Here is a 26,070-nt window from a genome sequence, read left to right on the forward strand (position 1 = left end):
TCACCGAAGCCCCGGGATACGCCGCATGAGTTTCAGAATCGCGCTCATTCCCTTCGCGTACAGGCGCATTGGCACCCGCCGGGGCGGCGCAATCGGGTGGAATCGCTGTTCTGCAACCGTCTGGGTTTGGGTGTACTTGAGGAAGCCTTCGTCGCCGTGTCGGCGGCCAAGTCCCGACTGCTTCATCCCGCCCATCGGCGCGTCCACAGACCCCCACGCGGCGGTGTAGGGGTCGTTGAGGTTGACCGTGCCACACTCGATTTTTCGCGCCACGTCGTGCCCGCGGTCTGTATCCCCAGTCCAGACGGCCGCGTTCAGTCCGTACTCAGAATCGTTCGCGAGCGAAATCGCTTCCTCGTCGCTACGGAACGACCGGAGCGTGACGACCGGCCCGAACGTCTCCTCGTGGGCGACCAACATCTCGTCGGTGACGCCTTCGAGGATGGTTGGCTCGTAGAAATACGGCCCGAGGTCGGGGCGGTGACGCCCGCCAGTGAGAAGCTTTGCGCCCTTCTCGACGGCGTCATCAACGTGTGTTCGCACTCTCGCGAGTTGCTGTTTCCCCATCAACGACCCGACTTCTGGGTCGTGGTCGTAGCTCGCCGCGAGGTGGAGGCTACGCGTTCGATTCACGAGTTCGTCGCGGAACTGCTCGTAGATGCCAGACTGCGCATAGAGACGCTCGAAGGAGAGACAGAGTTGTCCGGCGTTGGTGAAACAGCCGCGAATTGCGCCATCGACGGCCCATTTCAGGTCGGCGTCGTCGAAGACAACCATCGGATTCTTCCCGCCGAGTTCGAGCGACGAGGGAACGAGGTTTTTCCCTGCTCGCTTCGCAACTCGTCGGCCCGTCTTCGTGCTCCCCGTGAACTGGACGAAATCCACGTTGTCGATGAGCGGCGGCCCAAGCTCCTTCCCCGAGCCAGTCACGACCTGAAACACGTTCGGTGGGACTCCCGCTTCCCTGAGCAGTTTCACCGCGAGAAGCGCGGTAAACGGCGTCTCTTCTGCGGGTTTAAGAACCACCGAATTTCCGGCGAGCAGTGCGGGAATCGCGTCGGAGACGGCGAGCGTCAGCGGATAGTTCCACGGCGAGATGACACCCACCACGCCGACCGGGTGGCGATGCTGGCGGGCTTTCGTGAGTACCGGAAAGCCGCCTTTTCGCTTCTCGTCTGCGAGATACCCTTCTGCGCGAGTGGCGTAGTGGCGCGCGTTGTTCGCCACGTCGAGCACCTCTTCGAGGGCATCACGGCGCGCCTTCCCGCTTTCGAGTTGCATCACGTCGAGTAACTCGTCTTGGCGCGAGAGCACCATGTCGTGATACCGGGTGAGAATGGTCGCTCGTTCGCTTACATCACGGGCAGCCCACTCTTCTTGTGCGTTTCTGGCGCGCGAGATGGCGAGTTCCACGTCCTCGCCTGTACAATCGGGAACCGACCCAATCTCTTCGTCCGAGTAGGGCGCGTGGACGGAGCGCAGTTTACGGTCGTCGCCCGAGCGCGTAACCGTCAGCACGAGGTCTTCGAGCTGAGCGGCGTCGGTTCGCGGGGGCCAAATGGTCGAAGCAGTCACTACAATGCACTACTCCTTCCCGGTGGAAAAACGTTAGCGCGGAGACACGCCGCGAAAATTCGTTACTGCCGAAGCCGCTGAATCCGCTTTTCGATTGGCGGGTGCGTCGCAAACAGGGAGGCGAACAGCCCCTTCTGGACGCCGAAGATGCACATCGCGCTCACACTGTCGTTGATGTTCGTCTCCTCGACTTGGCGGTTGACGTGACCAATCTTTTCGAGCGCGCTTGCGAGGGCTTCTGGGTTGCCCGTATACTGCGCCGCGTCTTCGTCTGCGGCGTATTCGCGCACCCGCGAGATGACGAGCACGAAGATCATGACCAGCATGTTCGCGATGATGCTCGCAATCCACGCGAGGATCCAGCCGAGAATGCCGTCTGCGACGTTGCGCACGACGAAGTAAACGCCCCAGCCGATGAGCATCGCCACGGACTGGCCGAGCACCATCGTCACCACGTCGCGGTTCTTGATGTGCGCGAGTTCGTGGGCGATGACGCCCTCCAGTTCGTCGTCGTCGAGAACCTCCATGAGTTCAGTGCTGATGACGACCGTTCCGCTCTTCTTGCGCCCGACAGCGAATGCGTTTGGCGACCCCATCTGCGCGTACATAAGCCGCGGCTTTGGGATGTCCATCTTCTCACAGAGTCGCTCTGTCTTCTCGTGGATGTCAGCGAACTGGTCGCTCGGGAGGTCTTTTGCGCCGACGCTCCGAACCGCGACCCATTTGCCGAACTTGTACTGCCCGGCGACGAGCAACAGACTGAGCACCGCGACGAGGGCGATAGAGCCGGTCATCGCCCACGCGATTGAGGCGATGACGATGTAGAAGGCGAACAGGATGCTCCCTGCAATCGCCATCCGTACCTTGAGGCCTAAATGTCTCATTTCATAACACACCTTCGTCCCAGTATTTAAAATCTCACGACAGTTGATAGCTTTGGTCGTGGCTGTCGCTTTTGCCGTGAAAAATGGGAAAATCGGTGTCAGGCGTTCAGTTATTCTGCAACAGACGACGTAGCACGAGGTGCAGGATGCCGCCATTTTCGACGTACTTTACGGCAGCAGGGGTACCGACCTGTGCGGTGACTGGGAACTCAAGGGTCGAGCCGTCTGCGCGCTCTGCGGTGACGGTGAGTTCGTCGTTCACAGAGAGGCCATCATCGAGCCCGCTGATGGTGAATACTTCGTCGCCGTCGAGTCCGAGGCTGTCCCAGCCGTCGCCGTCGTGGAACTGCAGCGGCAGGACGCCCATGCCGACGAGGTTGTCGCGGTAGATGCGCTCATAGCTCTCTGCGATGGTCGCGCGGATGCCGAGCAGGTCGGTCCCCTTCGCCGCCCAGTCGCGCGAGGAACCGGTCCCGAACTCGACGCCCGCCATGACGATGAGCGGGGTGTCCTCGTCGCGGTAGCGCCCACTCGCGTCGAACACGGTGGTCTCGTCGTTCGTCGGGAAGTGGATGGTGTAGCCGCCCTCCACGTCGTCCAGCATCTCGTTTTCGATGCGGACGTTGGCGAACGTCCCGCGCATCATGACCTCGTGGTTCCCTCGGCGAGAGCCGTAGGTGTTGAAGTCAACGGGTTCGACGCCTTGGTCCATGAGCCACTGGCCAGCCGGCAGATTTGAGCTAAACGGCCCGGCTGGGCTGATGTGGTCTGTCGTGACGGTATCCCCAAGAAGCATGAGACAGCGCGCGTCTGCGATGTCCTGTACGCCCGGTTCTTCGAGCGGGAAGTCCTTGAAGAACGGCGGCTCGCGGATGTACGTCGAGGTTTCGTCCCAATCGTACACGTCGCCGGTCGGAGCTTCGAGCGCCTCCCAGCGTTCGTCGCCCTTGAACACGTCTGCGTACTTCTCTTTGAACATCTCCGGGGCGACGCTTTCCTGGATGGCCGTCTGAATCTCGTCGACGCCCGGCCAGAGGTCTGCGAGGTACACCGGTTCGCCCTCGTCGTCGGTCCCGAGTGGGTCTTTCTCTAAGTTGATGTCCATCCGCCCGGCGAGGCCGTATGCGACCACGAGCGGCGGGCTGGCAAGGTAGTTCGCGCGAACCTTCGGGTGGATGCGCGCTTCGAAGTTGCGGTTGCCAGAGAGCACCGAGGTTGTCCACAGGTCGTGGGCGTCGATGGCGTCTTCAATCGGCTCCGGGAGCGGCCCGGCGTTCCCGATACACGTCGTACAGCCGTAGCCAACGACGTTGTAGCCGAGTTCTTCTAAGTACGGCATGAGGCCGGAAGCTTCGAGGTAGGCCGTCACAACCCGACTGCCGGGGGCGAGGCTCGTCTTTACGAACGACGGCACTTCGAGGCCCCGGTCGATGGCGTTCTTTGCGAGCAGTCCGGCGGCAATCATCACCGACGGATTTGAGGTGTTCGTACAGCTCGTGATTGCACTCACGACGACCGAGCCGTGGCCAATCTCTGTTTCCGTGCCGTCGGGCATCGTGACCGGTACTTTCTTCGAGAGTTCGCCCACGTCGGGCAAGTCTGGGTGTTTGGCGTGTGGGTCGTCATCGTGACCGCCCTCTCCGAGCCAGCGGGCGAGTTCGCTCTCGTCGATTTCGTGGAGTTCGTCTTCGAACTCGCCGTGGACGAGTTGGCGGAAATGACGCTTCATGTCCGGCAACGAAACGCGGTCTTGTGGGCGCTTTGGGCCGGCGAGACTTGGCGTAATCGCAGAAAGGTCGATTTCGACGACTTCCGTGTATTCGGGTTCCTGCTCGCCGTAGAGGCCCTGTGCCTCCAGATACGCTTTCACGCGTTCGATGTGGTCTGGGTCGCGCCCGGTGAGTTCGAGGTAGTCGAGCGTCGCGTCGTCAACCGGGAAGACGCTGATGGTCGAGCCCTGTTCGGGGGCCATGTTGGAAATGGTCGCGCGGTCTGCGACCGTCAAATTGCCAACGCCGGGACCGAAGAATTCGACGAAGCGGTCGACCACGCCGACTTCGCGCAGGTCTTCGGTGACGTGGAGCACGAGGTCGGTCGCGGTTGCGCCCTCGGGGAGTGCGCCCGTGAGCCGGACACCGACGACTTCGGGGAGTTTCATCGTGATCGGTTGGCCGAGCATCGCGGCTTCGGCCTCGATGCCGCCGACACCCCAGCCGACGACGCCGATGCCGCCAATCATCGGGGTGTGGCTGTCGGTCCCGACGAGGGTGTCCGGCAGGAGCCAGTTTTCACCGTCTCGTTCGCGGTCGTGGACGACCTGACCGAGATACTCCAAGTTGACCTGGTGGACAATCCCGGTTCCCGGCGGGACGACACGGAAGCCGTCGAACGCCTGCTGGGCCCACTTGAGCGCGCGATAGCGCTCTGCGTTGCGCTCGTATTCGAGTTCGACGTTCTGTTCGTAGGCTTCCTCAGAGCCGTAGAAGTCGACCTGCACACTGTGGTCGATGACGAGGTCGATTGGGACGTCCGGTTCGACGAGCTTCGGGTCTTTGCCCTTGCGCTCGACCGCAGAGCGGAGTGCGGCGAGGTCAACCACGGCGGGAACGCCAGTCAAGTCCTGCAAAACGACGCGCGACGGCGTGAACGGCACTTCGACGTCCGGCACGTCTGGGGCCCACGACGCGGCGTTGCGCACGTCTTCTTCGGTAATCATGTCGCCGTCTACGTTACGGAGGACAGATTCGAGGAGGATTCGGATGCTAACGGGCAGGCGAGACGGGTCACAGATGCCCTCGTCTTCGAGGACTGTGAGGTCTGCCATCTTGTAGGTAGTGCCATCGTGTTCGAACTCGCGAATGGCACCAAAGGGATTCGGTCCGTCCATGTGGGTTGTTACAGAGCCACGCGTATTCAATGGTGTCGGTGTGCACATTTCCGGACGCTATTTTTCCCCACCCCAGTAGAGCAACGCCGCCGCGACGAGCAGACAGACGGCGTAGCCGCCGAACGCCGCCGCGTAGCTCGCGTAAGTCGCAACGATGCCGACGTACGCTGGGCCAACCGCATTGGCCATGAGAAACAGCGCGCGCGCCGCCCCAAGGTTTGCGCCCAGTTCGCCCTCTCGCGCTCCGTCCATGATGATCGCGTCTGCGAGCGGGAACTGTGTCTTGTAGCCAAGCGCCAACAACGCGACGCTTCCGGCGATGACCGGCAGCGAGTTTGCGACGACGAGCAGCGTCATCGCTCCAGCCGCGAGTGTGAGTCCGACCATCGAGATTACTCGGCGTGGAAACCGGTCGCTGAGACCGCCCGCGATTGGTTTGATTCCGATACCGACGAGGAAGACGATGGCGAACGTCGCGCTCGCGAGCGAGACGGGAAAGTCCTTTGCGTTGGTGAGGTACGTCGGAAAGAAGCTGATGAAGCCGCCGACCATGAAGTAAAACAGCGAGAAGGCAACGAGCGTGACGCGCTGGTGGGAACTTGCCACCAAGCCAGAGAAGGTCGCGGTAACGTTGAGGCGTGTCTCCCCAACGTTGTACTCCTCTGTCGTCCACGACCAGTACAGTAGCCCGAGCATCGCAAGCCCGATGGCGATGGGGAAAAACGGCGCGCGCCACGTCGCATACGTCAGCGCGAGGATGGCGATTCCGGAAGCGAGCAAGCCCCCGAGGTCGGTGCCCGCCGCATACACCCCGAGCGCCCGCCCGCGATTTGCGACGAACAGGTCAGAGACGAGCGCGCGCGAGGGGGTTGCGAACAGCCCCTTTCCGAACCCGATGAGAATTGATGCGGCGAAAAACGCCGCCAGTCCGCCCGCGAGACCGAACACCGTGAAGCCGACGACGAGGAGGCCGAGTCCGGGAAGGATGAGCGCGGTGCGACTCCACGTGTCCGAGTACGCCCCGCTCGGAAACTGGGCGACGCCGTACACGCCTTGAAACAGCGCGAGGGCGATGCCTGCCGTCGCCTCTGACATGTTGAGATCGATGAGAATCGCGGGTAAAAGCGGCGAGAGGAGGGTTCGACCAAGCTGGAGTAACGCCCAGCCAAGCGAGACGGTGAGGAGCATCCGACCAGCATACCCGCGAAAGAGGTGTTCGTCGGATGCCGATGTTCGTGGCACGCTACCATTTCTCTCCCCGACTTACCAGTGGGTTGTGATACCGGACAGGAACGCCTGCTCATTGCCCGAGTCGGCAAGTCCCTCCACCAAACGCGCCCCTATAAGGCAATCTACCCTACCTCCGGGTATGTCACACCTCTTTGCGCCACTCACGCTTCGTGAAACCACGGCACGAAACCGCATCATGGTCTCACCGATGTGCCAGTATTCGTCCGAAGAAGACGGCCTCGCAACCGACTGGCACATGGTTCACCTCGGCAGCCGTGCGACCGGCGGAGCGGGCATCGTCATGACCGAAGCAACTGCCGTCTCCCCCGAGGGACGCATCTCACCGAACGACCTCGGCCTGTGGAGCGACGCCCACGCAGACGCCCTCGCGCCCGTCACCCAGTTTATCCGGTCGCAGGGCGCAGTGCCCGCCATCCAACTCGCCCACGCCGGGCGCAAAGGAAGCCACGCGCCGCCGTTCGAGGGCGGTCAGGGCCTCCAACCCGACGACGGTGGGTGGGAGACGCTCGCACCGAGTGGCCCGTATCCGCGCGACGACGCACCGCTCGCCCGCGAGATGTCGGCCGACGACATCGAGGAGGTGAAGGCGCAGTTCGTCGAATCCGCACAACTCGCCCTCGACGCCGGATTCGACATCGCAGAGGTTCACTCCGCCCACGGCTATCTGCTCCACGAGTTCCTCTCGCCTGCGAGCAACGAGCGCGACGACGAGTACGGCAGGAGTTTCGAGAATCGGGTTCGCCTCACCCGCGAGGTAACCCGCGCCGTCCGCGAGGTGTGGCCCGACGACAAGCCACTGTTCGTGCGCATCTCCGCGACCGACTGGCTCCCTGACCGCGACTCGTGGACACTCGAAGACTCGGTGCGCCTCGCACCGCTGCTCGCAGCAGACGGCGCAGACCTCATCGACGTGAGCGCAGGCGGCCTTCACCCCGACCAACAGATTCCCCATACCGGCCCGAACTACCAAGTGCCGTTCGCAGAGCGCGTTGGCGAGGTCACCGACGCACTCATCGGCGCAGTCGGCGGCATTACGGATGCAAAACAGGCGGACGCGCTCATCAGAAACGGGCGGGCAGCCCTCGCCATCATCGGCCGTGAACACCTCCGCGACCCCTACTTCGCACTCCACGCCGCAGAAGCACTCGGTGAGGAAGCCGACTGGCCGAAACAGTACCGCCGGGCCGTCTGAGCACACAACACAGAAAGCCCCGGCCCGTGTTTTCCCGACTGTGAGACAAACGCCAGAGGAGCGCACCGAAGAACGGCTCGACACGCTTCGCTCGCTGAGCACGCTGCTCGACAACTCGATTCGCGTCCCGGGGACGAACTACCGTATCGGCCTCGACCCAATCGTCGGCATGCTCCCGGTCGCAGGCGACCTCCCAACGACAGCGCTGTCCGTCTACATCGTCTTCGAAGCCGCCTCTATCGGCGTCCCACGGGCGACGCTCTGGCGGATGGTCGTTAATCTCGTCGTAGACGCGGTGTTCGGGTCGATTCCCGTGGTCGGTGACGTGTTCGACGCGGTGTGGAAGGCGAACGCGCGCAACGTCGCCCTGCTCGAAGCCCGGCGAGGCGACGCCACCGGCGCGGTCGCAGACGAACGCTATCTGTTGCTCGCAAGCGCTGGACTCCTGTTCGTGCTCGTCGTCCTCGCGCTCGCGGTGGTGTCGCTCGTCTTCGTGCTCGCAAATCAGTTCGGTCTCCTGTAACGTCTGCGAGAGGGTTATTCTGAGTTCGCACCTACAGAGTGTGATGACACAAACCGGGAGTACAATCACCTGGTTCGAAATTCCGGTTCGGGACATACACCGAGCCGTGACGTTCTATACGACCGTTCTCGCCATCGACCTCCAGGTGACCACCCTGCGTGGGGTTCCCCACGCGCTGTTCCCCGATTCGGAGGGCGTAAGCGGCGCGCTCACCCAGCGCAGAGACGTAAAACCCGCAGAAAACGGCACTCGCATCTATCTGCACGTCGAGGGCGACATCAACGACGCACTCTCGAAGGTCGAACACGCAGGCGGTCGCGTACTCACACCAAAGACCTCACTCGGCCACGAGGGCTTTTACGGCGTGTTACGCGACTCGGAAGGCAACGCCGTTGGGCTGCACTCGGCGCGCTAGCGTCAGGGCTCTTTTGACTCGGGTGGTCGCTGTGCAAGCCGGTCGAAGCGGCTCTGGGCGTCCTGCATGCGTTCGTCGGTCGCCTCGCGGTCTGCCTTCACTGATGTTACCGTGCCTCCTTCGAGAACGATGTGCACGACGAGATTCGCCTCACGCATCTCGAACGGGAGTTTCGACTCGTGGAGTACGAGTTCGTCCACGTCCCGCCCCGCTTCTTCGATAAGTAATACCGCCTGACCGTCTTCGATGCGGTCGATAACCGCAGTGTACGTGCCGTCTGTGACCATCAGTAAGTTACCTCCACTACGAGGGTACCTTCGTCGTCCGTGACAGTAACCGTATCGCCGTCGTTGTTCCACACCGGTCCCGAAGCGCCCCAGTAGCGCTCAGTTGGGGAATCCGTCCCCGAACCAGTGTGAAGCGTCACCGTCGCGCCGGGGTCGAGCGTCAGCTCGGAGAACGTGTACGTCTTGCCGGCTTCGTCGCGCACCGTCCACCCGGCCAGCGAAATCGAGTCACTGCCCGTGTTCTCGAAGACGAGATATTCGTCGTTCAGATTCTCGACATCGCGGCCTGCGGCGTCCGCGTGTACCTGTTTCACGACGAACGAGACGCCACCGTCGGGCGTGACCTCGGTGGTCGTCGGCGTTTCGCCCACTCCAGTCGTGGTCCCATCACGAACCACGAGGCGGGTTTCGACAGGCGCGTCCAGTCCGGGTGAGACGGGCGACGCTTTTCGCAGGTCGGCAGCGTCCGTCGGCGCAGCGCGCTGTGTTTTCACGGTGAACGCCGTGCCGTTGCTCTCCATGACGACGTTGCCGTGGGTCGCCGTCCAGAACGTCGTGATGTCGTGGGCGGCAAATCGGTCGATGATTTCCTGATGTGGGTGTCCGTAGCGCGAATCGTAATCGCTCGAAATCACCGACACGGCGGGCGTCGCCGCATCCAGTAGCTCCGGGCTGTTGCTCGTCGAACTGCCGTGGTGGCCTGCTTTCCACACCGTCACGTCGAGATTGTACGTTTCGACGAGATAGTCCTCGGCTTCGCGCTCTGCGTCGCCCGAGAGAAGGACGCTGTTCGCGCCGTGGGTGACCTTGAGAACGAGACTGTTCTCGTTCCGGTCTTCATCCGCGAGGTAGCCCGCAGGCGGGCTGAGAACCGAAATATCGACTCCAGCCATCGGAATCGTGTCACCAGCCTGCGTCTGATACAGGGGAACTTCGTACTCCTCTACGGCGTCTAAGTAGCGCTCATAGGTGGCCGTCGAAGCGACGATGCCGGAGTCGTACACCGCGCCGACGCCCTCGCCTTCGGTTTCGAAGTATTCGATGACCGCGGCGTTGCCACCGATGTGGTCTGCGTCCGCGTGCGTCGAGACGAGTGCGTCGAGGCGGGTGATTCCTTGGGCTTTGAGGTAGGCGATGACGTGCTCCCCGTCGTCTTTGAAATCGCCCGTATCGACGAGTACGGTTTCGCCCTCTGGGCCGACGATAAGCGTGCTATCGCCTTGGCCGACGTTGAGATAGTGAATCGCGAGCGTGCCGCTCGCCGTCTGAACCGTGGTCGTCTCCGCTGTAGTGGGTGTGGAAGTCTCGTCTCCCCCACCAAGCCCGCCGAGACAACCGGCGAGAACGACGAGAAGCACGACCAGTCCGGTCGCAACCTGCGCGCGTTTCATCAATTTTTGTAGGTGTCGGGGCCTCATTATCCTTCCCGCGTGGTGGCTCCCTCGCGGGGACACAGAAACGCACATACAACTCCACGAAAAAAGGCACACAATCATGCTACGGAATGGGGGCACTCGTGTTCGATAATCGGTCGGCACACGCCACGACACCGGCGCGAACCGTCGCACTCGACAGCCTCGAAGCGGGCATCGAAGCCGCCCACCCGCGCCGGGTCATCCGCGAATCGGTCTCACTGGATGGCGACGTGCTCACGATTGCCGGAGAGAGCTACGACCTCACCGACATTGACGAACTCGTGGTGCTCGGCGGGGGCAACGCCGCCGCCCACGTCGCCGCGGCGCTCGAACCCATCGTCGGCGACCGACTCGTGGAGGGCGTCGTCGTCACCGACGACCCAACGGAAACCGACCGCGTGACCGTCCACCGCGGCGACCACCCCGTCCCGAGCCAGCGGGGCGTCGATGGTGCGACGGCTGTCCGTGAAGCGGCCGAAGCAGCTTCCGAATCGACGCTCGTCCTCGCGGTCATCACCGGCGGCGCGAGCGCCTTGCTCCCCGCACCCACAGCCGATATTTCGCTCGACGACCTGCAAGCGACCACGAACGCGCTGCTCGAATCGGGCGCGACCATCCACGAAATTAACGCCGTCAGAAAACATCTTTCAGCCCTGAAAGGCGGGCAACTCGGGCGCATCGCTGCGCCGGCGACCGTCGTCTCGCTCATCTTCTCGGACGTGGTCGGCAACGACCTCTCGGTCATCGGCAGCGGCCCGACGGTTCCCGATGAGTCCACCTACGCAGACGCGCTCGCTGTCCTCTCCGCGTACGACGTGACGGTTCCTGATGCTGTCAAAACGCATCTCGAACGCGGCGCGAACGGCGACCTCGCGGAAACCCCGCGTGCGGGCGACTCGATTTTCGAGCGCGTCTCGAACCACATCCTCGCGGACAACTTCACTGCGCTCTCAGCCGCAAGCGACGTGGCCGAATCGCACGGTTTCACGCCGCTCATTCTCTCTTCGAGCGTTCGTGGCGAGGCGCGCGAAGCCGCCAAATCGCACGTCGCCGTAGCCGAAGAAGTGTTCGCCACCGGCAACCCACTTTCTGCGCCCGCCGTGCTTCTCGCAGGCGGCGAGTGTACCGTGACGGTTCGCGGCGACGGCGAGGGCGGCCCGAGCCAAGAGTTCTGCGTGAGCGCGGCGCTCGAACTCGATGACGAACGCATCACGGTCGCCGCGGTGGACTCAGACGGCATCGACGGCGCAACCGACGTTGCCGGGGCGATTGTCGATACAGACACGATAACCGACCACACCGCTGGCGCGCAAGCGCTGCGTGAAAATGACGTGTATCCCCTGCTTGCCGAGGCAGGTGCGCACCTGCACTCCGGTGCGACGGGGACGAACGTAAACGACCTGCGAATCGTCGTCGTCGACGCTTAGAGCGCCACGGCGACGATATTTCTGAGCACGAGAATCCAGAGAATACTGGTCACCCCGAGCACGAGCGTTGCGAGCGTCCACGCCTGATACGCCGTGGCCGTCTTCATGTCGGTGAACTCCTTGATAATCCAGAAGTAGGAGTCGTTTGCGTGGCTCACGGTCATGCTCCCTGCGCCGATTGCGAGGACGGCGAACACGCGTCCCCACGTCGAGGCGAGACCGAGTTCAGGAAGCAGTGGCGCGATGAGGCCCGCCGTCGTGACGATAGAGACGGTCGAAGAGCCAAGCGCCGACTTGAGCGCAGCGGCGATGATGAATGCGGCGACGAGGCCGATGCCGAGACCGCCGAAGGTGTCGCCGATGAAGCCCTTGAGTGGGAGGGCGCTGAGTACCGAGCCGAACGCACCGCCCGCGCCGGTCACGGCGAGGATGATGGCAGCGTTCTTGATGCCGTCGCCAACCCACTCGCTCGTCACGTCTTCTGAGTAGTCGGGGACGACGGCGAACCCGACGAACGCACCGATGAGGAGCGCAACGGCCGGGTCACCGATGAACAGAAGCGCGGTCTGTGCGGTTCCCGTGACGAACGCAGGATCCGACGCTTCAGGGTATGCCGCGATGCTCCCGAGCGTGATGAGCACGATCGGGACGAGCAGCGGCGCGAACGAGGCAGCCTTCGAGGGAAGCTGACCGTATTCGGCCTTGATGTCCTCGATGGTCATGTCCGGGTTCGGGTCGATGTGGTACTTCGAAGCGACCGTTGACGCCCACTTCGCGGCGACGAGCGTCACGGGAACCGAGACGACGATTCCGGCGAGCATGACGAGTCCGATGTCCGCGCCGAGAATCCCGGCGGCGGCGATTGGGCCGGGCGTTGGCGGCACGAAGACGTGCGTGGCGTAGAGGCCACCTGCGAGCGCCACGCCGAGCGTCGCAAGGGAGAGACTGGAACGCTCTGCGAGCGACCGGTTCAGCCCGGAGAGGATGATGAACCCGGAGTCACAGAACACGGGGATACTGACGACGCTGCCCGTGATGGCCATCACCGTCGTCGTGTGTTCCTCGCCGATGAGGTCCAAGATGCTCTCTGCGATGACGATTGCGGCACCCGTCCGTTCTAAGATGATGCCAATAATCGTCCCCGCGAGGATGACTATGCCAATATACGCGAGCACACCGCCGAAGCCGTCGGTGACGAGTGAGGCAACCTCGGTCGGGTCAAGTCCGGCGAGCAGTCCCGTCCCGTAGGCAGCGATTAGCAACGCGAGAAATGCGTGGAGGTTCAACTTGGCCGTCGCCAAAATGATGAAGGCGACTGCACCAAGGAGCAACAGTACCAAAGGGAGTCCTTCTAGCATACACCAAAGCCTCAGTAACCGTCGGTATAAAATTTAATAATGAGGAATATGGCGAAAATATTGCGCAAATTTGTTGACAAACGTGAATGTGTCGTCTGTCGATCACTCCATGGTGAGGTTTTCGACGATGAATTCAGTGACGTCGTCGTCTCAGATAACAGATTTTATAAGAATTTAAACATGTCTGTTGCCGACAGTTAGAACGTGTGCTCGTGATTCGCAGCGAACTCGACGATGCGCGATTTCGCTGTTTCGACCGTGTACGTCCCCCCGACGAGTCCGTCGAGAATCTCGCGGTGGAGCACGAGTTCGTCGCTCACTTGCTCGTTGTACCGCGCCATCTCTTCTAAGTGGGCGGCGACCGAGAGCGAGTCGTCTGCGACGTCTTCGGGGTTGAGCGTGTCTGTTTCTTCGAGGCGCTGGCCGAGTTCGTCGAGCGTCGAATCTTGCTCGGTTCGAATCGCCTCGAGTTCGTCAAGCACGCTTGCTAAGTGTTCGATGCGGTCGGTGAGCACGACTGTGAGGTGTTCTACGTCGCCGGGTTCAATGGCAGAGACACGTCGCAGAAATTCGTCCATGAGTAGTGAGGGAGATGCAGGCAAAAAAGCGCGCTGCCTCAATTTTCCCAACCAGCGTCCGCTTCGGCAAACTCAGTCTCGGCAACTTCGGCGCGCCGACGAATCGCCCGTTCGATGAACTCCGGCGGTAAGTCGTCGATTTCACCCGCCTGCACCCGCCAGAGATTGGCGTAGAGGTCGTCGTTATCGATGAGATCGCGGTGGGTGCCGCGTTCGACCACGCGGCCGTCGTCTAAGACGATGATTTCGTCTGCGTGCCGAATCGTCGAGAGGCGGTGGGCAATCGCAAACGTCGTCTTCTCTGCGGCGAGGCGGTTCAGACTGCGCTGGATGAGGGCCTCCGTCTCAGTATCGACGTGGCTCGTCGCCTCATCTAAGATGAGCAGTGGTGGGTTTTTGAGAATCGTTCGCGCTATGGAGATGCGCTGGCGCTGGCCACCCGACAGTTTCACGCCGCGTTCGCCCACCATCGTGTCGTAACCATCGGGGAGGTTCATGATGAACTCGTGAGCTTCGGCGCGTTTTGCGGCGTCCACGATTTCCTCGTCTGTGGCGTCGAAGGTGCCGTAGGCGATGTTCTCCTTGACTGTCCCGTAAAACAAGAACGGGTCTTGGCTGACGTAGCCAATTGCCCGCCGGAGACTTTGCGTGTTCACCTCGCGGATGTCCGTGCCGTCGATGCGGATGGTCCCCTCGTCCGTGTCGTACATCCGGACGAGGAGTTTGAGGAGCGTCGATTTGCCCGCACCTGTCGGGCCGACGACGCCGAGCAATTGCCCGCGCGTGGCGGTGAGCGAGACGTTGTGCAACACCGGTTCGTCTGCTTTCGCGTAGCCAAAGGATACGTCGTCGTATTCGACCGTGCCCTCTGTGACGGTGAGGTCAGGAGCGTCCGACGATTCCATGTGCTTTGCCGTCTCGCCCATCAGCCCGAAGATGCGCGCGCTGCTCGCCTTTGCGCGCTGGTACATGTTGATGATTTGCCCGAACTGTGCCATCGGCCAGATGAACTGCTGGGTGTACACCATGAACGTCACGAACTGTCCCGCAGTCAGGGTTCCCGGCAGCCCCGCAGGTGCGCCGTTCAACACCCAGAAGCCACCAACTGCGAAGGTGATGGCGAAGCCAAGGCCGGTAATCACGCCGAGACCGGGGAAGAAGACGATGCGCGTCGTGATGGCGTCCCAGTTGGTGTCGAAGTAGTGCTGTGAGGCCCCTTCGACGCGTTCGACTTCGTAGGACTCTGCGTTCTCTGTTTTGATGACCTGAATTCCGCCGATGTTGTTTTCGAGGCGGCTGTTTAACGCCCCGACGCTCGCGCGGACGGCGGCGTACTTCGGCTGAATCTTCTTGACGAACAAGTAGGTGAATACGGCGAGGACGGGCACGGGAAGCAACGCAACGAGCGCGAGCGGCCAGTTGATGGCGAACATGATGACGCCGATGCCGAGCACCATCACGCCAATGCGCAGCGCAGAGCTGATGCCCTCGTTCAAGAACGTCTCCAGTTGGTTCACGTCGTTGTTGAGAATCGAGAGCATCTCGCCGGTCTGCTTCTCGTCGAAAAAGCCCATGTCGAGCAGTTGCATCGTGTCGTAGGTGTCCACGCGCAGGGCGTGTTGGACGTGCTGGGCGAAGCTGTTCCAGCCCCAGTTTGCGAGCCACTGGAAGACCGCGCCGACGACGGTTGCGCCGGCGATGACGGCAATCGAGAGCCAGAGCAGGCCTGTGGGCGTCGATGGAACCCACGCCTGTGGGAGGAACGGAAGCGTATACTCGCGCTGGCTCAGGAACACGGCGTCGATGGCGAGCCCGAGGACGAACGGCGAGATGAGGCCGACGCTGCGCGAGGTGAGCGTGCCGAAGACGCCGAGGATGGCCTGTGGAACCTGTGCCCTGCCGTACTCTGCGTACAGCCGCCACATGGGGTTCGTCTGCACCTGCGTGCGCAGCCGGGCGGCGCGTGTCGTGTCGGGTGTGTGCGGCTCAGTCACTTCCTTCTAGAGAGGCGCGGAATCGTTATCCCCTTGCCGCCGGGAAAGCGCCACACACAAACCGGCAGCCCACAGAGTGTGGTAGCAAGCACCTATGACCAGCCACGATGTCGCCGTCATCGGCGGTGGCTGCGTCGGGTTATCGGTCGCAAAGCACCTCGTCGCGCGTACCGACCTCGACGTCGCCGTCCTCGAAAAAGAGCATCACCTCGCTGCCCACCAGAGCGGTCGCAACTCGGGCGTCCTCCACCCCGGCTTTAACTACCCTCCAGAGTCCAAAAAAGCCCGATTCGCCACCGAAGGCACCCACCGGATGAAGGCCTACTGTGCAGAACACGACATCCCGTGTGACGAACTCGGCGTGCTCGTCGTCGCAACTACTGACGAAGAGGAACGCCGCCTCCACGACCTCGCAGACCAAGCCGAAGCAAACGGCGTCGAGTGGGAACTCTTCGAATCGCAAGCAGAAATCCGCGAGCACGAACCCCACGCCGTCGGCCAAGCCGCCCTCTACGCCCCGGAAGCCGCCTCCGTCGATTCTCAACAGTACGTCTACACGCTCGCCCGCGAGGTGCAAAAGGCGGGTGTCTCGCTCTATCTCGGCCACGCTGTCTCGCAGATTCGCCACACGAAAGCTGGCTACCGACTCACCACGTCGAACAGCACCATCGACGCCGACTATCTCGTGAACGCAGCGGGCCTCCACGCGGACACCCTCGCAAAGCAAGTTGGCGTCGGCGAGGAGTATCAGGTCGTCCCCTTCCGCGGCGAGTACTACGAACTCACCCCCGAGAAGTCCCACCTCTGTCAGACGATGATTTATCCGACGCCCGACCCGGAGTTGCCGTTTCTTGGGGTTCACTACACCCGCCGGGCAGACGGGAAGGTCATCGTCGGTCCGAACGCCGTCCTCGCCTTTGGCCGCGAAGCCTACAAGAACACCCAGTTCGACCTTGCGGAATTCAAAGAGACACTGACCTACGAGGGATTCTTGAAACTCATCGCCTCGCCGATGATGCTCAAGGTGGCGTGGGAAGAGCTCAACAAATCCTACCGCAAGGAGAAGTTCGCAGAAGCCTCCCAAAAACTGGTTCCCGAGGTACGAGAAGCAGACCTGAACAAGAGCTATGCGGGCATTCGCGCCCAGCTCGTCACCGACGACGGCGAACTGGTTAAAGACCCACTGTTCATCGAAACCGAGGATGCCGTCCACATCTTAAACGCCGTTTCTCCCGGCTTAACGTCCTCACTGCCGTTCGGTGAGGAGATTGCGAAAAAGCTCGAAGCGAAGGAGTGAACGACAGTCTCTGCAATTGATGCTTAACGGCGAGCACACCACACCGACTGCTCGTTTTTCAATTTATTACTTTACCGCCTGCCAGTAATCCAGTACTGAGGTTTTCAGATGAACCGTACGCTAGTTATCGCTGTTACCTTCGTATTGCTCTTTTCCCTATCAGGTGTCGCTGTCGCGCATCCCGGACTCGGAATCTACAAAGACATCAATCGAGCGGAAGCGGACGGCTACGTCCAGATTTCTCCGTGTGTACCGGGCATGGGGTATCACTACGGAAAATTCGCTGAGATAGACGGTGACGTGAATACGGCCTCGCCAGAGGTACTCGTGTACGCTTACAAAGACGGTGAACTCACGCTCGTCGCCGTCGAGTACATCGCAACTGAAGAGTTCAGACTCTACGGTAAGCACGCCCACCCATTCGACGTGATCCCGGGAACGTACGCGATTCACTCGTGGCTGTTCCTGCGGAACCCCGACGGGCTGACGACCGACTTCAACCCGCGGGTTGACGGGAACTGCAACGTCGTCTAACGCCGTCGCTATTTTTCGAGAAGAACCAAGAAAGCAGAGAGAAACCGCTAGTCTGCGCCAGCCGTTGGCGTCGCCCCCGGCCCTTTGTTCAGCGTGTACTGTTTGAGGAACACAGCTGCGATGATGCCAAAGCCAACCAGGTCTGTCATCAGGCCGGGTGCGATGAGCACCACGGCACCAGTGACGAGTGCTGCGCGTTCGAGATAGCTAGCCGCCGTGTAGAAGAACCCTTGCGTCCCTGCAGAGAGGGCGAGGACGCCGATGATGGCGCTCGTTGCCCCGATGACGATTTCTGTCGTACTCCCGATGAGCAGGAGCTGTGGCCCATACACGAACATGTAGGGTACGAGGAAGCCAGCAGCGGCGAGGTTCAGCGCGGTAAACCCGGTTTTCCACGGGTCAGATTCCGCAATCCCACTCGCGGTGAAGACGGCGAGCATGATTGGCGGCGTAATCGCACTGATGATGCCGAAGTAGAAGATGAACAGGTGCGCCGCCAGGAGTTCCACGCCCATCGCGGTGAGGGCGGGTGCGCCGAGTGCAGCGAGCACGACGTAGGCGGCCGTCGTTGGCAGCCCCATCCCGAGGATAACCGAGGTGAACATCGTTAGGATGAGTGCGATGATGAGCACGCCACCCGACGCGCTCGTGATGAGCGTGCTGAACTTCAGCCCGAGGCCGGTGAGCGTGACCATGCCGACGACGAGACCGGCGGTGGCACAGGCTGCGGCCACGACGATGGTCATGCGCATCCCGCGTTCCATCGCAGCGATGCCCATCTCGACGGCGTTGCGCCCGAGGCGCGTTACCGTACTCGTATCGCCGTTCGTGAGCGCGCCGACGAACTCTTTGGCCGTCGAGAGCGGAATCGCAACGACGAGCGTCAGCATGATGGCGTAGAACGCAGCCTTCATCGCGGAGTTACCCTGGACGAGCATGTAGACGAGCAAGACGAGCGGAATCAGGAAGTGTGCGCCCGTCTTGAGCAGGTGCCATGGGTCGGGCAGGTCTTCTGAATCGACGCCCTCTAAGCCCTGCTTTTTCGCGCGGAAGTGGACGGCCGCGCCAATCGAGAGGAAGTAGAGCAACGCCGGAATCGACGCAGCGGCGATGATGGTCACGTAGGAGATGCCCGTCCACGAGGACATGATGAACGCGCCTGCGCCCATCACGGGTGGCATAATCTGGCCGCCCGAGGAAGCCGCAGATTCGACGGCGGCGGCGTAGCGCGATTTGAAGCCGGTGCGCTTCATCAGCGGGATGGTGAACGCGCCGGTGGTCGCGGTGTTTGCGACGGCACTGCCGTTCAGGCTGGCGAGGAAGCCACTTGCCATCACGGAGGTTTTTGCGGGGCCGCCGGTCGTCTTGCCCGTCGCGCCGTAGGCGAGGTCGATGAACCAGTCTCCGATGCCGGTCACTTCGAGGAACGCCCCGAGGATGATGAACACGACGACGAACGTCGCGGAGACACCGAGTGGAATCCCGAAGATGCCCTCGGTCGTGAGGTAGGTGTGAGAGATGATGCGCTCGATTGAGTAGCCACGGTGGATAATCGGCTGTGGCATCAGTCGCCCCCAGTAGGCGTAGGCGAGGAACGACCCGGCGATGATAGGCAGGGCGCGGCCCGTTGCCCGACGCGTGATTTCGAGGACGACGAGAATGGTGATTGCGCCGAATACGAGGTCGGCCATCACGGGATCACCAGAGCGTTCTGCGAGCGTCCCGAACTCGATTGTGTAGGCGATGTAGAGGATGCTCGGAACCGAGATTATCAGGAGCAACCAGTCGTACCACGGCACGCCCTCGTCGTCCTTCTCACGCGCGGGAAAGAGCAGGAACGCGAGGATGGTGACGAACGCGAGGTGCAGGGGCCGGTTGATGAACGCGCCGGGCGTCCCGAACCCGGCGGTGTACACGTGATACGTGCCAGCGATGACGGCCACGGCCATCGCGAGGTAGCGAGCGAATCCGGCGATGCGTCTCGTCTTTTTTGTTTCCGCTTCGGTCTTTTCTTCGGTGTCTGCGTCAGGTGTATCGGTCATAGCTTTGCTTTGGCTTTCAGATAGGCATATTCGAGATACGAAACGCGCTCTGTAGAGAACTTAAGGGTGTCCCACCGGTCCGCATACGCTGTGAGCGGTGTCTCTTCGTCCCCGACGACGAGCGACTGGTTGGTGTACGTCGCAACCCGGAGGGCGAACGAATCGAACGACCGGTTCATGTGGAGGACGGTGAAGTTCCCGACCCGCTCTTGGTCTCGTTCCGTGTATTCGAGGCCGATTGCAAAGTACTGAAACTCCTCGCGTATCTGGACGAGCTTCCCATCTCTGCTGACGAACACTTCGTGGATGGGCGTTTTATCGAACGAGTGGATGTAGTGGATTGCGAACTCTTGGCCGGGATCTAGTTGCTCTACGCCGACCGTTTCCCCAGTCTGGGCGTCTTGAATGTGAAGAACAGTCACACCCGTTGTTGCGCCAGCACCCACGAGTAAACAACACGCGACGAGGATGGCGGCTAGACGGGTGCGCATGGTGTCGTGATTAGAGTCCGGCTTCGTCGAAGTATTTCTTGGAACCGGGATGGAGTTCGATTGGTGCGGCGCGGGCCGTCCCTTCGAACTGGTTGGCCGCTGGGTGGACTTCAGCGAGCTTGTCGAGGTGCTCGAAGATGGTCTTCGTCAGGTTGTAGGCGAGGTCTTCGCTCATGTCGCTCTGGACGATCATCGTGTTGGTGACACCGGGGACGTTCACGTCTTCGTCGACGCCGTCGTAGGTGCCTGCTGGGATGGTACCTTTTGCGTAGTAGTCGTACTCGGAGGTGATCTGGTCTAAGTCTTCGTCGGGGAACTGCACGAACGCGATGTCGCGCTGGCTTGCGAGGTTCTGAATCGACGATGCCGGGTAGGCAACCGACCAGAAACCGGCGTCGACCTGTCCGTCCTGAATCGCCGTTGCGGTCTCAGAGAAGGAGAGACGCTGGGCGTCGATGTCGTCGTAGGTGAGGTCGTACCAGTTGAGCAGTTCCTTTGCGATGACTTCCGTCCCGGAGCCGGGCGCACCGACTGAGATGGTCTTGCCTTCCATGTCCGGGATGGTCTCGATGCCCGAATCCTTCGTCGTGATGACCTGCGTGCTGTTCTGGTAGGCACCGAACGCAGCCTTGAGGTCGAGTGCTTCGTCGAAGTCGCCTTCTCCGTTTACGGCGAGGAGGACGGCGTTCCCGAGTGCGAGCGCCATCGTCATCTCGCCGCCTGCAACGAGACGGCAGTTCTCGACAGAGGCCCCCGTGGACTCTGCGGTTGCTTCGACGTTCTCCATGTTGTTGTTGAGGATGTCTGCCATCCCACCGCCGAGTGGGAAGTAGACACCGCCTGTACCACCGGTGCCGATGGTGACGAACTGCGGGCTTCCGTCTTCACCGTCGCCACCAGAGCCACCAGAGCCACCAGGGCCGCCGGAACAACCGGCGATTGCGGCCGCTGCGGCCACTCCTGCACTTGATTTTAAAAAGCTACGGCGGTCGATACCGTTTTCTGAATTGCCACGAACCATACCCGAAAACCCTGATAGATAGTAATAAAAGTGACGAATAGACTATTTCTTCATCATTATTGCTATTAGTTAGAAAACCGGTAAGAGACGGTCGATTGAGTTCGAATTTTTCCAATATTGGTCAGGTTCATATTAACAATATTAACTGTGCGAATAGCGGTACTTTATATTCTATCACGGTGTTCCTGCTCAACCCGTGTAGCCGAGCCGTCGAAATTCCACAAACAACAAATACAATAGGGTGAAATGGGCGTCCCCAGTCGGGAGGTTACTTCACGTCACTTTCGAGGACGCCAACCGGCTTCACGACGGCTTTGACCGCGTCTCCCGGCTTGATGACACCAGCTCCGGGCGTCCCGGTGCTAATCACGTCGCCCGGCTCAAACGTCATGACCTGTGAGTGAAACGCCACGAGCTCCGGCGGCTTGAACAGCATTCCTTCGAGGGTGTTCTCTGCGACAATTTCGTCGTTTACGACCGTTTGCACGGACACATCATCGAGGAAGGCAGCAGGCGAGTCGGGGATGGCAATCCACGGCCCGGCAACGAGGAACGTGTCAAAACTTTTGGCGCGTGTGAGAAATCGTGGATTCTTCTCAAGGATGTCTTCGGAGGTCATGTCGATGATGGGGACGAAGCCAGCGACTACGTCGTCGAACTCGTCTTCTTCGACGTGCGAGAACGTCTGCCCCATCACGACACCGAGTTCTGCCTCTGCAGTCACGCGATTCGTAACCTCCTCGTCGGGGAGTCGAATCGGGCCGCCCGGCCCGGTGGCCGTGCTCGGCGGTTTGACGAAGCTCGCCGGTTCCTCTGGGCGAACCTCGTCTAAGTCTGCGGCGTGGTCTGCGTAGTTAAGGCCGATTCCCCAGAGCTTCTTGACCGGCGAAAGCGGTAGGCCGAACGAAATCTCGTCTGCGGGAATGCGCTGTGCGCGTGCGTCACCCGGCGCAGGAAGGCCGTCGGGAGCCTGTTTGAGCGCGTCTTGGATGGTCTCTAACGACGGGCCGGCCGCCGCAAGTGGCACGAATCCCTCGTCGTCTCCGAGCAGTGGCGTGCCGTCTGCACTGCGTGCGAGATACCGCATCTATTCCTCCCGGTCGGTCCAGAAGTCGAAGCTCCGCCCCGGTGCGAACACGTCGAGGCCGATTGCGAGTTCGTCGCCCGTGTTCTCGACGCGGTGGGACTCCCACGCGTCCAGCCAGACGGAGTCGTACTGCCCGAGCGTGACGTCGTCGTCTTCGGTGTAGATGGTGAGTTCGCCCTTGAGCACGAGACAGACCTGCTCGTTTTCGTGGTCGTGCATCGGCGAGGAGTGACCCGGTGGCTTCTCGAACCACTCGAACGTGAACTTGTCACTGCCAGCGAGCGAAACCCGCCGCCACCCCTCGTCCGGTTCGTACGTTTCTGCCGCGTCAAAATCGACTTCCTTCATGCCCGCTTGCTAATTGGGGCGGTGCTATTAGTCTAGCGATACCCTGTCACATACTGCAAAAAAGACGAGCGGAGAAGCCAGTTACAGGTTGGAGTTGCCGAGGCCGCCGTCGATTGGCAGTGCCGTGCCGTTGATGTAGCCCGAAAGCGGCGATGAGAGGTAGGCAACGGTGTCACCGAGCTCCATTGGCTTGCCAATCCGGGTGAGCGGGTTGGACTCTCCGCGGGCCGCGAGGCCGTCTTCGTAGGAGGCGTAGTCGCCGCGCTCGACGCCCTGTTCGATGAGGTCGCGGATACGTCGGGTCTCGTGGGGGCCGGGGAGGACCGCGTTCACGCGCACGTCAGGTGCGAGTTCCGTAGAGAGCGTCTTTTCTAAGCCGATGACGCTCATGCGCACCGAGTTAGAGAGCACGAGCGACGGGATGGCTTCTTTGACGCTGCGGGAGGTGATGTTGACGACGGTGCCGCCGTCGCCCGCGGCGAGGTGGTCTGCCGATTCGCGGACGAGGCGAACGACACTCATGACGAGCAGGTCGAAGGCGTCGTACCAGTCTTCGTCGGTCGTTTCGAGGAACGGCCCGGACGGTGGGCCGCCCGCGGAGGTGACGAGGTGGTCGAGACCACCGAACTCGTCGACCGTCGTCTGGACGAGGTTTTCGATGTCGTCGGCTTCGGTGAGGTCTGCCCTGACGCCGATGACCTCGCCGGTTGCGACCTCACAGACTTCTTCGATGGCGGCGTCGAGTGAGTCCTGTGAGCGACCGTTTACGACGACGTTCGCGCCTTCGCGGGCGAGCGCCTTCGCGGATGCTTTGCCAAGACCACTGCTCGATGCGGTCACGAGCGCGGTGTTGCCCGAAAGTTGCAGGTCCATGTGTGACAGCAATTGAGCCCCATACTTAGGGTTACTGTTGGCGGTATTCGTCGAACGAACACGTCGCCGGCACGGCCGCCGTGCGCGTGCGCGATTGGGACTAAAAATCGCTCCGCAGAGACGGTGGAATTTGCCGAGAAAAACCCCATCGAAATAGTTTAACCCGGTTTTTCCAAATGCCCTAGTAGACTATGTTAGATTTCGTCTCACTAGAATCTGACCTTTCAGCCGAAGAGCGGATGGTCATGGAGACCGCCCGCGAATTCGTCGAACAAGAGGTCAAACCAGACATCGCAGAGCACTACATAGAGGGGACGTTCCCGACGGAACTCATCTCACAACTCGGAGAACTCGGCTTTTTCGCACCAAATCTTGAGGGGTACGGGCTGCCGGGCATCAGCGAAACCGCCTACGGCTTGTTGATGCAGGAACTCGAAGCGGGCGACTCCGGCCTTCGGTCGATGGCCAGTGTGCAGGGGGCGCTCGTCATGTATCCCATCCACGCCTACGGCAGCGAGGAACAGAAAGAGCAGTGGCTCCCCGACATGGGTCGCGGTGAAGCGATTGGGTGTTTCGGCTTGACCGAGCCAAACCACGGGTCGAATCCGACGGCGATGGAGACGTACGCCGAAAAAGACGGCGACGAATACGTCTTGAACGGCGCAAAGACGTGGATTACGAATTCGCCCATCGCAGACGTGGCAATTGTCTGGGCACGCGACCGGTCTGCTGAAGACACACCTGTCCGCGGCTTCCTCGTCGAGACTGACCGCGACGGCGTGACGACGAACAAAATCGACGAAAAGCTCTCGCTTCGTGCGTCGATCACGGGCGAAATCGGACTGAGCGACGTGCGCATCCCCGAAGACAACGTCCTGCCGGGCGTCTCCGGCATGAAGGGACCGCTTTCGTGTCTCACCCAGGCGCGCTACGGCATCGCCTGGGGCGCAATCGGTGCGGCCCGCGACTCGTTCGAGACGGCGCGTCAGTACGCTATCGACCGCGACCAGTTCGGGGGGCCAATCGCGCGCTTCCAACTCCAACAGCAGAAACTCGCGGAGATGGCCACCCAAATTACGACTTCTCAACTCCTTGCGTTCCGGCTTGCTGAACTCAAAGAGCGCGGTGACATGCGTCCCCAGCACGTCTCAATGGCAAAGCGCAACAACGTTCGGATGGCGCGCGATCAGTCGCGCATCGCTCGTGAAATCCTCGGTGGCAACGGCATCACGGCCGATTACTCGCCGATGCGCCACATGGCGAACATGGAGACCGTTTACACCTACGAAGGAACCCACGACATCCACACCCTCATCCTCGGCCATGACTTAACGGGTATCCCCGCCTACGAGTGAGCACACATGGTTGGTGAAGCAAAGAATCCAGAGACGAACACCGGGCCGTTAGACGGCGTTACCGTCTTAGACGCCTCGCGCGTGCTCGTCGGACCGTTCTGTACGATGCAGTTGGGCGACCTCGGCGCAGATGTCATCAAAATCGAGCGTCCAGACGGCGGCGACCAGACGCGCGGTTGGCACCCGCCGACGTACGGCGACTCAGAAGAGAGTGCCTACTACCTGAGCGTCAACCGCAACAAGCGCTCGATGACGCTAAATCTCGCGAGCGAAGACGGCCGCGAATTGTTCCGCGACCTCGCAAGCGAGGCGGACATCGTGGTCTCGAACTTCCGCGTCGGCAAGATGGAGGACTGGGGCCTCGACTATAAAACACTCCGTGAAGAGAATCCGGGGCTCGTCTACTGTGCGCTCTCGGGGTACGGCGAGTGGGGTCCCGACAAGGACCGCCCTGCCTACGACCTCATCATGCAGGCAGAAGGCGGCCTCATGAGCATCACTGGTGAGGAAGACGGCGCACCCGTCCGGGTCGGCGTCGCCATCGCGGACATTGGGGCGGGCATGTACGCCACCCAAGCCATCCTCGCCGCGCTCTTAGAACGCGAACTCGGTGACGGAACGGGCCAGAAAATCGATGTCTCGCTGCTCGACGGCCAAGTTGCGTGGATGAGCTACATGGCCTCTAATTACTTCGCCACCGGGACTCCGCCGGGACGCATGGGGAGCAAGCATCCGACGATTGCACCGTACCAAGCGTTCCCGACGAAAGACGGCTACGTCGTCATCGCGGTTCCCTCTCCGAATCTGTGGCCGAAGTTTTGTGCGGCCATCGACCGCGAGGACCTCGTAGACGACGACCGCTTTTCGGACAACGCTTCGCGCGTCGAAAATCGCGATGTGCTTGACGCCCTGCTCGACGAGGAGTTCGCGCAGTTCACGACCCAAGAAATCCTTGACACGATGGACGACTTTGGCGTCCCTGCGAGCGATGTAAAGGACATGGAAGACGTCTTCGAGAACCCGCAGGTCGAAGCCCGCGGGATGCACCAATCAGTCTCCCACCCAACCGCAGGCGACGTCGAGATGGCTGGCAGTCCGATGCACCTCTCGAAAACGCCCACGAGCATTCGCCAGCACCCGCCGTTGCTCGGCGAGCAGACCGCAGAAATCTTAGAAGAGTACGGCTATACCGACGCGGACATAGAACGGCTCGAAACCGACGGCATCATCTAACGT

Annotated in this window: 23 protein-coding genes; 8 read left to right on the top strand and 15 right to left on the bottom strand. The window is 61.4% G+C overall.

Annotated features, from left to right (window positions below; all coding sequences use genetic code 11):
• The 4 genes from V5N13_RS01120 to V5N13_RS01135 all read right to left on the bottom strand — a co-directional run bounded on the left by V5N13_RS01120 (position 1) and on the right by V5N13_RS01135 (position 6,534).
• A complete protein-coding gene (locus tag V5N13_RS01120) occupies positions 1 to 1,575 on the bottom strand; it encodes a succinic semialdehyde dehydrogenase (RefSeq protein ID WP_336359263.1) in 1,575 nt (524 codons plus the stop codon).
• 62 nt (positions 1,576 to 1,637) lie between these two features.
• Entirely contained in the window at positions 1,638 to 2,459 is an 822-nt protein-coding gene (locus V5N13_RS01125) for a M48 family metallopeptidase (protein WP_336359264.1), read from the bottom strand.
• Positions 2,460 to 2,565: 106 nt separating this feature from the next.
• Positions 2,566 to 5,346, bottom strand: a complete 2,781-nt coding sequence (gene acnA / locus V5N13_RS01130) for an aconitate hydratase AcnA (protein ID WP_336359265.1) — start codon at positions 5,344 to 5,346, stop codon at positions 2,566 to 2,568.
• Positions 5,347 to 5,403: 57 nt separating this feature from the next.
• On the bottom strand, positions 5,404 to 6,534 hold the full coding sequence (locus V5N13_RS01135) for an MFS transporter (protein WP_442905085.1): 1,131 nt from the start codon (positions 6,532 to 6,534) through the stop codon (positions 5,404 to 5,406).
• Between the two features lie 181 nt (positions 6,535 to 6,715).
• Between V5N13_RS01135 and V5N13_RS01140 the strand changes: the two genes are divergently transcribed.
• Genes V5N13_RS01140 through V5N13_RS01150 form a run of 3 tightly spaced genes read left to right on the top strand, consistent with a single transcriptional unit; the run spans position 6,716 to position 8,727 of the window.
• Positions 6,716 to 7,789: an NADH:flavin oxidoreductase/NADH oxidase gene (locus V5N13_RS01140; protein WP_336359267.1), complete on the top strand. Its 1,074-nt coding sequence runs from the start codon at positions 6,716 to 6,718 to the stop codon at positions 7,787 to 7,789.
• A 40-nt stretch (positions 7,790 to 7,829) separates the two neighbouring features.
• Positions 7,830 to 8,312: a DUF4112 domain-containing protein gene (locus V5N13_RS01145; RefSeq protein ID WP_336359268.1), complete on the top strand. Its 483-nt coding sequence runs from the start codon at positions 7,830 to 7,832 to the stop codon at positions 8,310 to 8,312.
• Between the two features lie 43 nt (positions 8,313 to 8,355).
• Entirely contained in the window at positions 8,356 to 8,727 is a 372-nt protein-coding gene (locus tag V5N13_RS01150; RefSeq protein WP_336359269.1) for a VOC family protein, read from the top strand.
• 2 nt (positions 8,728 to 8,729) lie between these two features.
• On the opposite strand, the gene V5N13_RS01155 is transcribed toward V5N13_RS01150, so the two are convergent.
• Both V5N13_RS01155 and V5N13_RS01160 read right to left on the bottom strand, forming a co-directional pair.
• Complete coding sequence (locus tag V5N13_RS01155; protein WP_336359270.1) at positions 8,730 to 9,014, bottom strand: DUF3006 domain-containing protein; 285 nt, start codon at positions 9,012 to 9,014, stop codon at positions 8,730 to 8,732.
• Positions 9,014 to 10,405 carry a lamin tail domain-containing protein gene (locus V5N13_RS01160; RefSeq protein ID WP_336359271.1) on the bottom strand — a complete coding sequence of 464 codons (1,392 nt, stop codon included), beginning with the start codon at positions 10,403 to 10,405 and terminating at the stop codon, positions 9,014 to 9,016. Before V5N13_RS01160 ends, V5N13_RS01155 begins: the two co-directional genes overlap by 1 nt.
• A gap of 125 nt (positions 10,406 to 10,530) precedes the next feature.
• Between V5N13_RS01160 and V5N13_RS01165 the strand changes: the two genes are divergently transcribed.
• Entirely contained in the window at positions 10,531 to 11,856 is a 1,326-nt protein-coding gene (locus V5N13_RS01165; RefSeq protein ID WP_336359272.1) for a glycerate kinase type-2 family protein, read from the top strand.
• Here the strand turns inward: V5N13_RS01165 and V5N13_RS01170 are convergent.
• From V5N13_RS01170 to V5N13_RS01180, 3 genes are all read right to left on the bottom strand, one after another.
• On the bottom strand, positions 11,853 to 13,214 hold the full coding sequence (locus V5N13_RS01170) for a GntP family permease (RefSeq protein WP_336359273.1): 1,362 nt from the start codon (positions 13,212 to 13,214) through the stop codon (positions 11,853 to 11,855). The genes V5N13_RS01165 and V5N13_RS01170 overlap by 4 nt on opposite strands.
• A gap of 197 nt (positions 13,215 to 13,411) precedes the next feature.
• On the bottom strand, positions 13,412 to 13,792 hold the full coding sequence (locus tag V5N13_RS01175; protein ID WP_336359274.1) for a hypothetical protein: 381 nt from the start codon (positions 13,790 to 13,792) through the stop codon (positions 13,412 to 13,414).
• Positions 13,793 to 13,830: 38 nt separating this feature from the next.
• A complete protein-coding gene (locus V5N13_RS01180) occupies positions 13,831 to 15,717 on the bottom strand; it encodes an ABC transporter ATP-binding protein (protein WP_336361405.1) in 1,887 nt (628 codons plus the stop codon).
• A gap of 163 nt (positions 15,718 to 15,880) precedes the next feature.
• Here V5N13_RS01180 and lhgO point away from each other — a divergent pair, with 163 nt between their 5' ends.
• Together lhgO and V5N13_RS01190 are read left to right on the top strand one after the other, a co-directional pair.
• Positions 15,881 to 17,083, top strand: coding sequence for an L-2-hydroxyglutarate oxidase (gene lhgO / locus V5N13_RS01185; protein WP_336359275.1), 1,203 nt, complete (start codon positions 15,881 to 15,883; stop codon positions 17,081 to 17,083).
• Positions 17,084 to 17,191: 108 nt separating this feature from the next.
• Complete coding sequence (locus V5N13_RS01190; RefSeq protein WP_336359276.1) at positions 17,192 to 17,617, top strand: hypothetical protein; 426 nt, start codon at positions 17,192 to 17,194, stop codon at positions 17,615 to 17,617.
• A 47-nt stretch (positions 17,618 to 17,664) separates the two neighbouring features.
• Here the strand turns inward: V5N13_RS01190 and V5N13_RS01195 are convergent, their stop codons facing one another.
• The 6 genes from V5N13_RS01195 to V5N13_RS01220 form a co-directional block, all read right to left on the bottom strand.
• Positions 17,665 to 19,659, bottom strand: coding sequence for a TRAP transporter permease (locus tag V5N13_RS01195; RefSeq protein ID WP_336359277.1), 1,995 nt, complete (start codon positions 19,657 to 19,659; stop codon positions 17,665 to 17,667).
• Positions 19,656 to 20,081 (bottom strand): DUF1850 domain-containing protein, encoded by a 426-nt coding sequence (locus V5N13_RS01200; protein WP_336359278.1) that lies wholly within the window; start codon positions 20,079 to 20,081, stop codon positions 19,656 to 19,658. Before V5N13_RS01200 ends, V5N13_RS01195 begins: the two co-directional genes overlap by 4 nt.
• 79 nt (positions 20,082 to 20,160) lie before the next feature.
• Positions 20,161 to 21,171, bottom strand: coding sequence for a TAXI family TRAP transporter solute-binding subunit (locus tag V5N13_RS01205; RefSeq protein ID WP_336359279.1), 1,011 nt, complete (start codon positions 21,169 to 21,171; stop codon positions 20,161 to 20,163).
• Between the two features lie 268 nt (positions 21,172 to 21,439).
• Positions 21,440 to 22,258: a fumarylacetoacetate hydrolase family protein gene (locus V5N13_RS01210; RefSeq protein ID WP_336359280.1), complete on the bottom strand. Its 819-nt coding sequence runs from the start codon at positions 22,256 to 22,258 to the stop codon at positions 21,440 to 21,442.
• Positions 22,259 to 22,606, bottom strand: a complete 348-nt coding sequence (locus tag V5N13_RS01215) for a cupin domain-containing protein (RefSeq protein WP_332899017.1) — start codon at positions 22,604 to 22,606, stop codon at positions 22,259 to 22,261.
• 81 nt (positions 22,607 to 22,687) lie between these two features.
• On the bottom strand, positions 22,688 to 23,479 hold the full coding sequence (locus V5N13_RS01220; RefSeq protein WP_336359281.1) for an SDR family oxidoreductase: 792 nt from the start codon (positions 23,477 to 23,479) through the stop codon (positions 22,688 to 22,690).
• A gap of 191 nt (positions 23,480 to 23,670) precedes the next feature.
• Between V5N13_RS01220 and V5N13_RS01225 the strand changes: the two genes are divergently transcribed.
• Both V5N13_RS01225 and V5N13_RS01230 read left to right on the top strand, forming a co-directional pair.
• Positions 23,671 to 24,834 (top strand): acyl-CoA dehydrogenase family protein, encoded by a 1,164-nt coding sequence (locus tag V5N13_RS01225; RefSeq protein WP_336359282.1) that lies wholly within the window; start codon positions 23,671 to 23,673, stop codon positions 24,832 to 24,834.
• Positions 24,835 to 24,840: 6 nt separating this feature from the next.
• On the top strand, positions 24,841 to 26,067 hold the full coding sequence (locus V5N13_RS01230) for a CaiB/BaiF CoA transferase family protein (protein ID WP_336359283.1): 1,227 nt from the start codon (positions 24,841 to 24,843) through the stop codon (positions 26,065 to 26,067).
• Positions 26,068 to 26,070: the final 3 nt, after the last annotated feature.

This window comes from Haladaptatus sp. ZSTT2, from assembly GCF_037081775.1.
Taxonomy (GTDB): Archaea; Halobacteriota; Halobacteria; order Halobacteriales; family Halococcaceae; genus QDMS2.

Coding starts and splice junctions, on each gene's coding strand:
- V5N13_RS01125 (WP_336359264.1), bottom strand. CDS start 2,459: ATGAGACATTTAGGCCTCAAGGTACGGATGGCGATTGCAGGGAGCATC.
- acnA (WP_336359265.1), bottom strand. CDS start 5,346: ATGGACGGACCGAATCCCTTTGGTGCCATTCGCGAGTTCGAACACGAT.
- V5N13_RS01135 (WP_442905085.1), bottom strand. CDS start 6,534: ATGCTCCTCACCGTCTCGCTTGGCTGGGCGTTACTCCAGCTTGGTCGA.
- V5N13_RS01140 (WP_336359267.1), top strand. CDS start 6,716: ATGTCACACCTCTTTGCGCCACTCACGCTTCGTGAAACCACGGCACGA.
- V5N13_RS01150 (WP_336359269.1), top strand. CDS start 8,356: ATGACACAAACCGGGAGTACAATCACCTGGTTCGAAATTCCGGTTCGG.
- V5N13_RS01155 (WP_336359270.1), bottom strand. CDS start 9,014: ATGGTCACAGACGGCACGTACACTGCGGTTATCGACCGCATCGAAGAC.
- V5N13_RS01160 (WP_336359271.1), bottom strand. CDS start 10,405: ATGAAACGCGCGCAGGTTGCGACCGGACTGGTCGTGCTTCTCGTCGTT.
- V5N13_RS01170 (WP_336359273.1), bottom strand. CDS start 13,214: ATGCTAGAAGGACTCCCTTTGGTACTGTTGCTCCTTGGTGCAGTCGCC.
- V5N13_RS01175 (WP_336359274.1), bottom strand. CDS start 13,792: ATGGACGAATTTCTGCGACGTGTCTCTGCCATTGAACCCGGCGACGTA.
- V5N13_RS01180 (WP_336361405.1), bottom strand. CDS start 15,717: ATGTGGCGGCTGTACGCAGAGTACGGCAGGGCACAGGTTCCACAGGCC.
- lhgO (WP_336359275.1), top strand. CDS start 15,881: ATGACCAGCCACGATGTCGCCGTCATCGGCGGTGGCTGCGTCGGGTTA.
- V5N13_RS01190 (WP_336359276.1), top strand. CDS start 17,192: ATGAACCGTACGCTAGTTATCGCTGTTACCTTCGTATTGCTCTTTTCC.
- V5N13_RS01195 (WP_336359277.1), bottom strand. CDS start 19,659: ATGACCGATACACCTGACGCAGACACCGAAGAAAAGACCGAAGCGGAA.
- V5N13_RS01205 (WP_336359279.1), bottom strand. CDS start 21,171: ATGGTTCGTGGCAATTCAGAAAACGGTATCGACCGCCGTAGCTTTTTA.
- V5N13_RS01210 (WP_336359280.1), bottom strand. CDS start 22,258: ATGCGGTATCTCGCACGCAGTGCAGACGGCACGCCACTGCTCGGAGAC.
- V5N13_RS01215 (WP_332899017.1), bottom strand. CDS start 22,606: ATGAAGGAAGTCGATTTTGACGCGGCAGAAACGTACGAACCGGACGAG.
- V5N13_RS01220 (WP_336359281.1), bottom strand. CDS start 23,479: ATGGACCTGCAACTTTCGGGCAACACCGCGCTCGTGACCGCATCGAGC.
- V5N13_RS01225 (WP_336359282.1), top strand. CDS start 23,671: ATGTTAGATTTCGTCTCACTAGAATCTGACCTTTCAGCCGAAGAGCGG.
- V5N13_RS01230 (WP_336359283.1), top strand. CDS start 24,841: ATGGTTGGTGAAGCAAAGAATCCAGAGACGAACACCGGGCCGTTAGAC.